11 protein-coding genes and 1 pseudogene are annotated in these 11,361 nt (G+C 45.2%); 8 read left to right on the top strand and 4 right to left on the bottom strand.

Features of this window, described 5'->3' with window-relative positions; genetic code table 11:
• The first annotated feature begins 205 nt into the window (after positions 1 to 205).
• The 7 genes and pseudogenes from ffh to V3V99_05125 all read left to right on the top strand — a co-directional run bounded on the left by ffh (position 206) and on the right by V3V99_05125 (position 4,721).
• A complete protein-coding gene (ffh, locus tag V3V99_05155; GenBank protein MEE9442037.1) occupies positions 206 to 1,528 on the top strand; it encodes a signal recognition particle protein in 1,323 nt (440 codons plus the stop codon).
• 28 nt (positions 1,529 to 1,556) lie between these two features.
• Complete coding sequence (rpsP, locus tag V3V99_05150; protein MEE9442036.1) at positions 1,557 to 1,904, top strand: 30S ribosomal protein S16; 348 nt, start codon at positions 1,557 to 1,559, stop codon at positions 1,902 to 1,904.
• Between the two features lie 70 nt (positions 1,905 to 1,974).
• Positions 1,975 to 2,205, top strand: a complete 231-nt coding sequence (locus V3V99_05145; GenBank protein MEE9442035.1) for a KH domain-containing protein — start codon at positions 1,975 to 1,977, stop codon at positions 2,203 to 2,205.
• Entirely contained in the window at positions 2,206 to 2,751 is a 546-nt protein-coding gene (gene rimM / locus V3V99_05140; GenBank protein ID MEE9442034.1) for a ribosome maturation factor RimM, read from the top strand.
• A 4-nt stretch (positions 2,752 to 2,755) separates the two neighbouring features.
• Positions 2,756 to 3,547, top strand: coding sequence for a tRNA (guanosine(37)-N1)-methyltransferase TrmD (gene trmD, locus V3V99_05135; GenBank protein ID MEE9442033.1), 792 nt, complete (start codon positions 2,756 to 2,758; stop codon positions 3,545 to 3,547).
• Positions 3,525 to 3,854: pseudogene (gene rplS, locus V3V99_05130) on the top strand (50S ribosomal protein L19). The gene trmD and the pseudogene rplS overlap by 23 nt, the downstream one beginning before the upstream one ends.
• Before the next feature lie 294 nt (positions 3,855 to 4,148).
• Positions 4,149 to 4,721, top strand: coding sequence for a hypothetical protein (locus tag V3V99_05125; GenBank protein MEE9442032.1), 573 nt, complete (start codon positions 4,149 to 4,151; stop codon positions 4,719 to 4,721).
• Between the two features lie 72 nt (positions 4,722 to 4,793).
• Here the strand turns inward: V3V99_05125 and V3V99_05120 are convergent, their stop codons facing one another.
• The 3 genes from V3V99_05120 to V3V99_05110 form a co-directional block, all read right to left on the bottom strand.
• Positions 4,794 to 6,386 (bottom strand): hypothetical protein, encoded by a 1,593-nt coding sequence (locus V3V99_05120; GenBank protein MEE9442031.1) that lies wholly within the window; start codon positions 6,384 to 6,386, stop codon positions 4,794 to 4,796.
• Between the two features lie 160 nt (positions 6,387 to 6,546).
• Positions 6,547 to 7,401: a DUF4097 family beta strand repeat-containing protein gene (locus V3V99_05115; protein MEE9442030.1), complete on the bottom strand. Its 855-nt coding sequence runs from the start codon at positions 7,399 to 7,401 to the stop codon at positions 6,547 to 6,549.
• 156 nt (positions 7,402 to 7,557) lie between these two features.
• Positions 7,558 to 8,088, bottom strand: coding sequence for a hypothetical protein (locus V3V99_05110; protein MEE9442029.1), 531 nt, complete (start codon positions 8,086 to 8,088; stop codon positions 7,558 to 7,560).
• 279 nt (positions 8,089 to 8,367) lie between these two features.
• On the opposite strand from V3V99_05110, the gene V3V99_05105 reads away from it, so the two are divergent.
• The gene (locus V3V99_05105) at positions 8,368 to 8,649 is read left to right on the top strand and encodes a GYD domain-containing protein (GenBank protein MEE9442028.1); all 282 of its coding nucleotides are present in this window, start codon (positions 8,368 to 8,370) and stop codon (positions 8,647 to 8,649) included.
• Positions 8,650 to 8,709: 60 nt separating this feature from the next.
• Here the strand turns inward: V3V99_05105 and gyrA are convergent, their stop codons facing one another.
• Positions 8,710 to 11,211 carry a DNA gyrase subunit A gene (gene gyrA, locus V3V99_05100; GenBank protein ID MEE9442027.1) on the bottom strand — a complete coding sequence of 834 codons (2,502 nt, stop codon included), beginning with the start codon at positions 11,209 to 11,211 and terminating at the stop codon, positions 8,710 to 8,712.
• Between the last annotated feature and the right edge of the window lie 150 nt (positions 11,212 to 11,361).

The raw sequence follows: 11,361 nt of genomic DNA, 5'->3' as shown, positions 1-11,361 counted from the left end.
CACATCAAACCATTATCAAATCCGAAACTATCCCCCCTTTAAATCCGCTTGCATTTTTGTCCCAAATTGGTATATTATTTGGCTCTGGCCCAAGGGGCGGATTGCGCCTGTTGGTATGGTACAATTGATTGCGTCTTGGTAATTTCGAAACCTGCCTGCGCCGGAAATTGAGATTGAAAACGACAATTGAACTGAAGCGAAAACAATGTTTGACAGCCTGACCGAAAAATTAGAAGCGACATTCAAAAAACTCCGCGGACACGGAACGCTGACCGAGGATAATATCAAAGACGCCCTCAAGGATATCCGCCGGGCGCTTCTCGAAGCTGACGTCAATTACAAAGTCACCAAAGAGTTTATCAAAGATATCCAGGCCGAAGCGGCCGGGGCGACGACTGTCCGGTCGGTTGAACCGGGCCAGCAGATCATCAAAATCGTCCATGAAAAATTAGTCAAACTGCTCGGTGAGAAAACAGCCGATATCCATGTTTCCGAGCGTCCCCCTTCAATAATCATGACATGCGGGTTGCAGGGATCGGGCAAAACGACGTTGACTGCCAAGCTGGGCTTGCGATACAAGAAGAAAAATAAAAAAGTCCTGATGGTCGCCGCTGATCCGTATCGCCCCGCGGCGATCAAGCAGTTGCAGATGCTGGGCAAACAGATTGACGTGGCCGTTTTTGAGATGGGTCAGGAGGACCCGGTCAAAATTTGCAAAGAGGCTATAAGTAAGGCTCGCAAAGAATTTGTCGATTTGATAATATTTGATACCGCCGGACGGCTGCATATCGACGATGAGCTGATGACCGAGTTGACTAATATTAAAAAGATGGCCAAGCCACAGGAAATATTGCTCGTGGCCGACGCCATGACCGGTCAGGACGCCGTCAACGTCGCCGGTGAATTTCATAAACGGCTCGATGTTACCGGCGTAGTGTTATCGAAGCTAGACGGCGACGCCCGCGGCGGCGCGGCTCTCTCGATTCGAGCCGTGACCGGATGCCCGATTAAACTGGTCGGAATCGGCGAGAAACTGACCGATTTGGAAGCGTTTCATCCCGACCGGATGGCATCGCGAATATTGGGGATGGGTGATATTGTCTCCTTCGTCGAAAAGGCGCAGGAGATGGTCGATATCAAAGAGGCCGAAAAGCTTGAGAAGAAGCTGCGTAAGGCTCAGTTCACGCTGGAAGATTTTTACGCGCAGATGCAGCAACTAAAAAAAATGGGACCCTTGGAATCGCTTCTGGAAATGATTCCGGGGATGGGCAAGGCGCTCAAAGGGGCGACCCTTGATCCCAAAGCCATGAAACGGGTTGAGGCGATGATTCTATCAATGACGCCGTACGAACGTCAAAATCCCAATATAATAAACGGCTCCCGCCGTAAAAGAATAGCGAACGGTTCGGGAACCACTGTTCAGGAATTGAATAGAATGTTAAAACAGTTCGGACAGATGAAAAAGATGTTGAAAAACGTTGGCAAAATGGGCATGAAGGGATTGCCGAAAAACATGATGCCATTTTAACAAACCTTATATATAAAGGAAGGAGCTATTGGCCACAAAAATCAGATTAAAACGGATGGGCAGTAAGAAACGCCCGTATTACCGCATTGTCGCGATTGATTCGCGCCGCGCGGTCAACGGTCCGATTCTGGAAAATATCGGCCATTACGCCGCTATTGAAAAACCGGCCCGGGTGACAGTCGATGAGGAAAAAGCGTACAAATGGCTCGATGAGGGCGCGGTTGTATCCGATACCGTCGCTTCGCTTTTTACCCAAATCGGTCTGACAAAGAAGTATCTGGCCAAAAAAGCCGGACAGGATATTTCCGAGATGACTATCAATGATACCATAACGGAACGACCCAAAAAGAGGAAATCGAAGAAAAAAGTGGAATAACCTCACATATTGTCACAAACTAATGCGTAGTAGTGTTATCACTGACTTCTGACTTACAAAGGAGTATCGAATGAAAGAGTTTATTGAGACGATCGTTAAGGCGTTGGTTGATCAACCCGATCAGGTTCAATTAAATGAAGTTCAAGGCGAACGAACTACCGTTTACGAATTGCACGTCGGTGACGGCGACCTTGGTAAGGTAATCGGAAAACACGGCCAGACGGCCAAATCTATCCGTACTCTGATTGCCGCGATTTCCGCCAAAAAAGGCAAACGCGCGGTTCTCGAGATTTTGGAATAAGTGATCAATCGACCGGAATATATTGTTATCGGTCGGTTTGGCCGGCCGAAGGGATTATCCGGAGAGATTTATATAATCCCTGAAACCGATTTTCCTCGGCGTTTTCTGGAATTGAAAGAAATTTTCGTGGCCGACGGCGAAAATCGACGGCCATTAAAAATTGAATCGGTCAGAATCGTCGGTGACCGGCCGATTGTTGGGATCGCTGGAATAACAAGCCGCGAATCGGCCGCGGCGATGACCAATAAAACGGTTGAAATTCCGGGCGAGCAGGCGGCGGAGTTACCCGAGGACAGTTATTATCAGTTCGATATTATCGACTCGGAAGTAAGGGGAACTGATGGAACAAATTACGGGGTTATTGAGGAGGTTTTGTTTTATCCGGCCAACGATATTTACCGGATAAAATCGAAGGAATACGGCGAAGTGTTGTTCCCGGTGGTGGACAGGTTCATTATTGGGATTGACATTGAGAAAAAAAAGATTATAATTGACCCCCCGGCTGGGTTATTTGAAGGCCGGGGAAGTCAAACCGAAGCAGAATAAAAAAATGCTGAGGATAGATTTAATTACTCTTTTTCCCGAGGCATTGGTGAAACCTTTGGAATCATCGCTGCTGGGACGGGGAAAAGCAGACAAGCTCTTTGACATCAATATTATTCATCTGCGGGATTTTGCAACGGATAAACACAGCACCGTCGATGACACTCCCTTTGGCGGCGGAGGCGGGATGGTTCTCAAACCCGAACCGCTGGCGGCGGCTATGGATAGTCTCGGAATCGATTACGATAATTTTGACCGGGATAAGATAAAAATTATCTTAACGGCCGCGTCCGGGAAAAAATTCAGCCAGGAAACGGCGATGAAATTGTCGCTCCTGGAAAGACTGGTTATAATCTGCGGACATTATAAAGGAATCGACGAAAGAATTTTGCGGCTTTACCCGATAGATGAAATATCAATCGGCGATTATGTCCTGACCGGCGGCGAACCGGCGGCATGGGTGATTATTGACGCGGCTGTCAGATTGATCCCCGGGGTAGTGGGAAATATCGAATCAGCCATAAGCGATTCATTTACCAATGATCAGCTTCTGGGCGCTCCGGTGTACACCCGCCCGGCCGAGTTCAGGGGACTTACAATTCCCGAGGAATTAATGTCGGGCCATCATGCCGAGATTGAAATGTACCGACGGCGGCAGTCACTTAAGAAAACGATGGCCAACCGTCCCGAGTTGATTGACAAAGCCGATTTGAGCAAAGAAGATAAAGAGTTTTTGAAGAAAATAAATAATGAGTTTATAGAAGGGAGTGGTTCTGATGAAAAGAATCGCCCAGATTGAAAATCAGTATATTAAGGATATACCGAAATTCTGCTCCGGCGATACCGTCGCCGTTTATTATAAGATTAAGGAAGGCGATAAAGAGCGAATTCAGGTTTTCAAGGGTACGGTAATCAGCCTCCGCGGATCGGGAACCGGAAAAACTTTCACAGTCCGCAAGATTTCATCCGGCGTTGGCGTCGAGCGTGTCTTTCCTCTGTTCTCGCCGAATATTGACAGGATCGAGCGCGTTACGATGGGACGAGTCCGCAGGTCTAAGCTTTATTACCTGAGAGGATTGACCGGCAAATCGGCGCGCATCAAAGAAAAGCTCGGCGAAAAGACCGAAAAGAAAAACAATAAGGACAAGGCCGTTGCCAAACCGGTAGTGGAAAAAGCTCCGGAACCGGCCAAAGCCGCTGAACCGGAAGTTGTTAAAACTCCTGCGACCGGAGAAAAAACTGAAAAATAAGCGCTTTGTTTGACTGATTCAGACCAAAGCTGCCGGAAAAACCCCGCAAAAGCGGGGTTTTTTTTTATTGCGAATAAGTATCACACACTTCTATTTTCATATAAAGGAGCATTATAGTCAATTTTTTAAGCATCAAGCTGAGGAGGAGTTATGTCAAAAGTAATGATTATGCTGGGCGTGGTATTTTTCATCATGACCGGTTTATCATTTGGAGAGACGCCGCTTGAAAAGGGCAATGCCATTTTAGGCGGACAATTTTATGTATTTTCTCAATCCGGCGACCTATATGAGGATGACGGAGACGGGATGACCACAATTATATTAAATCCATCTTTAGGGTTTTTTGTATCTGACGGATTTATGATGGGGGCTAATTTTGATTTAGTATCTCTGTCTCAAAGTGGAGACACATACACCGAGTTTCGAATTGGACCTAAAATCGGATATTACCTGAATACTAACCAGGAACGAGTGGATGTTAAAGGCGCAGTCTATCCATACATTTCCGGTTTTTTCAATTTTGGTCAAATTGATTTCGGCGGAAATGGTAATATCAATATCACGGAATTTGGTGCACAGGTTGGAATGATATTAATGATATCAGACGCTGTCGGGGCTGATCTGGGATTTAGGGTGTCGTCGGATAAATGGAGCTGGGATGAATATTCGGATTCCGGCACCACAATTATATTCGGCGTCGGCATTACATCATTTTTGTATTAGGCATGAATTGATTTCACCAGGTCACATTGGGTTTTGCCCGATGTGACCCGACATTAAAATTCACTAAATTCATCACCACCCAAAAATGAACTCCAAAACCGGGAATATTTTTTGCAACACCGGGCGGATTCTATCCCAACATAGAATCGAGTAAATAATTCCCCCGGCTATTCCAAAAACAGCCAGTTTGGAAATTATTGCCAAAATGGTCAGGGTCAGGCTGGAGTAAGGTTTGCACGGTTTGGTATTTACAAATGAACCATACGCTGATGCGAGGATATAACCCAGTGAACGAGAATCTGTCCAGTACAAGACATGTGCCCATAAGGGACATTTTAAGATTTTGATATGCAGATTAACAGGCGGTTGATATATGAATGGATCATCTTCGTCTTTTGCATTCGAATCCTTTTTTGATTTGGGCTTCCTGCGCTTGAATAATAAATCGCTGTTTAATGCTCCCGAAACGGGGTCGAAGACATGATAAAAATTGTACCACCATTCCTCGCCGAGATTTTTATCATAGTCATTAAGGCATATATCTTCATCTTTTTTGAAAGATTGCTCCTTTTCAATCTTCTTTTCGGCAGCCTCTTTTATTGCCTTCTTCTTCATAGTTTCAATATCAAAATAGGCGTCGATTATTTCATTGCGGAAAAGCATTTCCTCTCGCAGCATTCTGGGCCAGCGGCGCAATGACGATTTATAAAATAAGAAAGCGACTTTATCGATGGGGCTTCCCAGAGTAACAAATCTTTTAAGGGAGCGTTTGAAAACCCTGATATTATCCTTTTGCTCTTTACTGAAATTGCCTATTTCGATTTTCTGAGCGCGGTGAAACAAATCCGAGAGAACGTTATAACTTATGACTGTCCCCAGACTGTGGGCGACCCAGATTATTCTCTTGAATTCTATTGGTTGATCTAATACATACTTGCGGTGTTTGCCATGAAGCGTTCGAAAATCCCAGTCAAGCCCGATAAGCTGCAGGAATGTTTTTCCGACATTGTAATCAATATTTTTAACAATCGTCCGTTCGACTATCCCCCGCGGCTTAAGATAGAGCCTGACATCGGTAAGATAGTCCGATATAATTTTGGGGTGGCGAATCAGGGAAATCGTCAGGATGACAAATGAAATAAGTTGAAACGGAAAATATGTCAGCCAGGCGAAAAACCCGACCTTACATATTACCGAAGGATTAAGAAGTCTTAGTTGCTGTCCGAGAAACCAGAAATATGTTCTAAAAGCAGAGGATAAGCGTTTGGTCCAAAGCTTGATAAAAAATTTCTTCTCATTATCGCTGAATTTCTTGACATCGTCCGGGAACGTTTCTTCAACATTGGCATAGTTGGCCCAGTACGCCTCTTTAATATAAGGCGGCGGCAGATTGCGAGTATTTGGAACTCCTTTGATATTATTTTTCTTTTGCCAATTGGAAATTTTCGCAAAAGCGTCTTCGAATCCTGAACGAAGCTGGGCCGCCGTTTCAGTCCGGGTTTGAGTCCCGATGCCGTGTACGAGAAAAATCGCGCATTTTCGCCCGGGATGTTCAATCTCTTTTCCTTCAACTTTCAGTTTTTCGGGAATTTTTCCGTAGTGCCAGCCATAATCTTCATCGTAAGCCCGGCGGCGACCGGTAAATCTTGATTTTATACCCATCATACTCCCCCGATACAGATTTATATATTTGAGCGCATTAATAAAGAGTGATTCTTATAAAAGCGTGTTAGAATATAAATAAAATATTTATGTTAAAGTCAAGAAATAAAACCTATCGCTTAAACAATAGGTTTTTTTGGAGTTTTATTAATCGAAATCCTATTTAGTCGCGCAACTCCGCCCGACCGGAGGCAGAAAAAATTGAAATTTCCAGGCTATCGGTTTCCCTGGTGAAAGATTTACGAATATACTGATCACCCCAACGGCGGAATTTTTCTTCATCATCGTAATCAAACGGCGATTTGATGCGTCCATCGCGATACTTGACAACGAATTCAAAATACCCCTTAACCGGATTCCCGTCATAATCCAGAACGGCATCACCGGAGGCCGACCTGATAATAAAGTCATGGGTCAGACTTTCGGTGAGCCTGACGAGAACATCGCCGGACGCCGATGATAATTCGCAATCGTCTTCGAATTTTGTTTCCATCGCGTCAACATTTCCCGACGCCGTCGATAGATTAAATTCTCCACGCGATCCTTCTAATAATATATTACCAGAGGCTGTACTACCTTCAAATCTCCCCCCGCAATCAAGAATATCAATATCTCCCGAAGCTGTGGAAATAATCACATCCAGATCCAATCCCTCCGCCGAAAAATTACCCGATGCGGACGAGAATCTTATGTCGGTGCCGTCGGGGACCGAGAGATACCATTTTGAGCTTCCCGACGATGACCCATAAAATTCCTCATCCAGTCTCAAAGAGTTGTCTCTCTCCTTGAATTCTGGCTCAAAGACGTCCTCGGGATAAATGGAATATTCCAGGCGAACGATAATTTTATCGGCATCCCCTTTTTCAACGATACAATCGCCGCTGACAGTTTTTATCCTGATTGATTCTTTGGCATCGTAAGTCTTTATGATTTCCTTTTTGGGTTTGGCAAAAGCACCCGAGAAGAGCGTCAAAGACGCCAAACCAATTACTAATACCATTTTGCGATTGAGATTCATATATGCCTCACTTGCCGACAATAGATTTAATTATTCCTGCCTATTTACTATACCCCTCAAAAAATCCGCATATAAATATTTCTACGATATCTGCAGGCCAATGTTTCACGGTGAGAATTGAATACAAATGAATAATTCCTGGTTCAGAGATGAGGTTTAACTCAGTTTTTCGATATAGCGATATATAATCTCATTGAGGTCATCAACTTCATGGGACAGGTTGACGTCCAGATCCATTTCCAATTCATCGGTTATATTTTTAACGCAGGCGGCCGTCGCGGCAGGTATCCATTTACCGATATCTTTGCCGTTTACTTCCTCATCGGTGAAGAGTTCGCGGCACCATTGATTATAATAGGGGTACAAATCATCAATCGTATTGGTTACCAGGTTCTCATAATCATATTCTCGATTGGTGGCAGCATAGACGGCCGTCAGCCAGTCACGCAGCGGGGTTTTGGAATTTTCCAAAAGCTCCTTCATTTCATCGACGCTGGAGATGATATTTTCCTTGAGGGACAGCACGCACAGGATAGCGACAAAATTCTCCCGTAAGATTGAGCCGATATGGGCTAATTTCAAAAAATAGCCGCGAGTGATTAAATAATTAGTCATTTCCGTGCAGAGTTCTGACGACACGACGACCAATTTTTCGGCCGTTTCCGCTGAATACGTTTGTTCCGGCATGACCATACCTCGTATAGTTGATATGGTTTTCGCGCGATGATGTCTTAACCAAAGAACCAGATTAGAAATCTATTCTTCAGTCCCAGATGTACATCAAGATTTGAACTAATACTATTATATAAAATTATCGTTGGCGGCGCAAGAGGGTGGAGGCAATTTGCTTATTGATTTATATTAAAAATCGTCGTTTCAAAACGTATCACTTGAGAAATATCAATGGAACTAAATCAACTAATAAACGAAAGCATGGGATTTTTTAAATATCGTGGGAGGTAACTTATGGCGACTTTTATTATGGCAATGAATATCAATTCCGACGCCAAAAAAGCACATCCGGATTTATCGCATCAAATCAACGCATCGTTGGATGTATTTTCAAAAAATAATGTGAAAGTTGATAATCTATTCGCGACGCTGGGGCGGTACGATTATATCGCTTTATTCGACGCCGACGACCAGACCACCGCGTTTCGGGTAGCGTCCGAGATAAACAGCCGGGGCATATTGGAAACCGAAACCTGGCCGGTAATTTCTTATGAGGACTTTTCGAGACTGATATAAAATATTAAAAAAGCCGCCCGAAAAATAAGGCGGCTATTGATAATCTCGAAGCAAAATATTCTAAACGTCTAATTCTTCCTGATTCTCATTAGCATTATTATTACCGTTGTTACCGTTGCCGTTTTCGGCCAGTTTCTTTCGGCTGCCGAAGACAACCGCGACGTCGGTCAGTTTATCTTTGCCTTTGAGCGAAATCATTCGCACGCCCTGAGTATTGCGGCCGATAGTATTGACCGATTTGACCGCCATGCGATTGGCGATTCCGCCTTTGGTCATCATGATAAGTTCATCATCATCGAGCACTTCCTTGACCGCAACGACATTGCCGTTGCGCTCGGAACATTTGATATTGATGATGCCCTTCCCGCCGCGGTTGGTTATACGGTAGTCGGCCACGCTGGTCCGCTTGCCGTATCCGTTTTCGGTTACGGCCAGAATGGTCGATTGGCGCTTGATGACAACCATCCCGACAACTTCATCGCCTTTGCCGAGTTTAATAGCCTTGACGCCGGCGGCGGTACGTCCCATCGCCCGGACTTTATCTTCGGGGAATCGTATTGCCTGACCTTTGCGGGTTCCGAGGAGGATATCGTTGGTTCCGTCGCTTAGGGCGCAACGAATCAGCTCATCGCCTTTGCGGAGCGTTATGGCATTAATTCCCGTGACGCGAGGATTGGAATATGAATCCAGCGAAGTCTTTTTGATGACACCATTGCGGGTGGCCATGATAATATATTTATCCGGAGTAAATTCCCGCACACGGGTAAAGGTCGAGATTCTTTCGCCCTGCGATAATTTTAACATATTGACGATCGGCCGGCCTTTGGCGAGGCGCCCTCCCCGTGGTATTTCATGCACTTTAACCCAGTAACATCGCCCGATTGTGCTAAAAAACAGGATATACTGATGCGAGGTGGCGATAAAGACATGCTCGGCGAAATCTTCTTCTTTGGTTTCCATACCGATGACGCCTTTGCCGCCCCGGTTTTGCCTCCGGTACGCTGAGACCGAAAGTGATTTGATATATCCGGTATGAGTGATGGTGATAACCATTTCTTCATCGGCAATCAAATCCTCAATCGTCAAGTCTTCGGTTTCGTCGATAATCTCGGTCAGCCGATCATCGCCGTATTTCTTCTTGAGATCCTTGACTTCGTCCCGGATAATACGCATCCGGCGCGGCTTGGAATCCAAAATCGATTTGTATTCCTCGATCTTTTTTATGGTTTCAAGATACTCTTTTTCAATTTTTTCACGTTCCAGCCCGGTCAGTTTCTGCAACCGCATTTCGAGAATGGCATTGGCCTGAATCTCGGATAATTTGAATTTCTTTATCAAGCCTTCCCGGGCATCGGGAACGGACTTTGACTTTTTAATAAGAGCTATTACGGCATCGATATTATCCAGCGCTATTTTGTAACCTTCAAGAATATGAGCCCGGGCTTCAGCTTTGCGCAGATCGTGCCTGGTCCGTCGGACGACAACTTCATGACGATGGTCAATGTATAATTCCAGAAGGTTTTTCAGAGATAGTAACTTCGGGACGCCTTTATCCAGAACCAGATTAATTATCGAGAATGTCGTCTGTAGATTGGTATGGCTGTAAAGCTGATTGAGTACGATTTCAGGCTGGGCGTCGCGCTTGAGTTCGACAACGATTCTTAAACCGTCACGATCCGATTCATCACGCAGGTCGGATATGCCGATCAGCTTTTTGTCGCGCACCAGATCGGCAATGCGCATCAAAAGGCTGGATTTATTAACCTGAAACGGAATTTCTGTGATGACAATATGCTCTTTGCCATTTTTTTGTTTTTCGGTGACGGCTCGGGCCCGCAGAGTAATTCTTCCACGGCCTGTTCTATACGCCTCTTTGATGCCTTCGCGGCCGTATATAATTCCGCTGGTGGGAAAATCCGGCCCGGGGACTATTTCCATAAGTGATTCGTTATCAACTTCGGGATCTTCGATTATGGCATTTATGGCGGCGCATATCTCAGTCAGGTTATGCGGCGCGATGCTTGTCGCCATACCGACCGCGATGCCGGTTGTCCCGTTGCATATCAGATCAGGAAATCGTCCCGGTAAAACCGTCGGCTCTTTCAGAGTCCCGTCGTAGTTGGGTATGAAATCAACGGTTTCTTTTTCGATATCGACCATCATCTCCATCGCTATCGGGGTCAACCGGGCTTCGGTATATCGCATAGCCGCGGCGCCGTCGCCGTCAATGGAACCGAAATTACCCTGTCCATCCACCAGGGGATAGCGCATATTGAAATCCTGAGCCATACGAACCAGCGTCGGATAAACAACCTGCTCGCCGTGCGGGTGATAATTACCGGAGGTATCACCGGCGATTTTAGCGCATTTTCGATGAGGCCGTCCGGGAGAAAGATTTAATTCATGCATGGCCACGAGGATGCGACGGTTGGATGGTTTAAGACCATCGCGGACATCCGGCAGGGCTCGATTGGTAATAACCGACATGGAATAATCTAAGTATGAATTTTTCATTTCCTCTTCGAGAAAAATCGGGATAATTTTCTGATGCTGTAAGTCCATATTGCTACTTATCTCTCTTTATTAAAACAAGTTACGCCAATTAAGGCAGGCTATAACAGATTCTTATAATACGGGTTTTCAACGCAAAAGGCAATCACAGAATGGAGGATTTATATATTTTTTATTACTCGTATGTCCTTATTGTCAAGG

The organism is Candidatus Zixiibacteriota bacterium, from assembly GCA_036480375.1.
Lineage (GTDB): Bacteria > Zixibacteria > MSB-5A5 > GN15 > JAAZOE01 > JAZGGI01.
The sequence above is the reverse complement of the archived record's forward strand: the minus strand, read 5'-3'. Positions and strand labels throughout refer to the sequence as shown.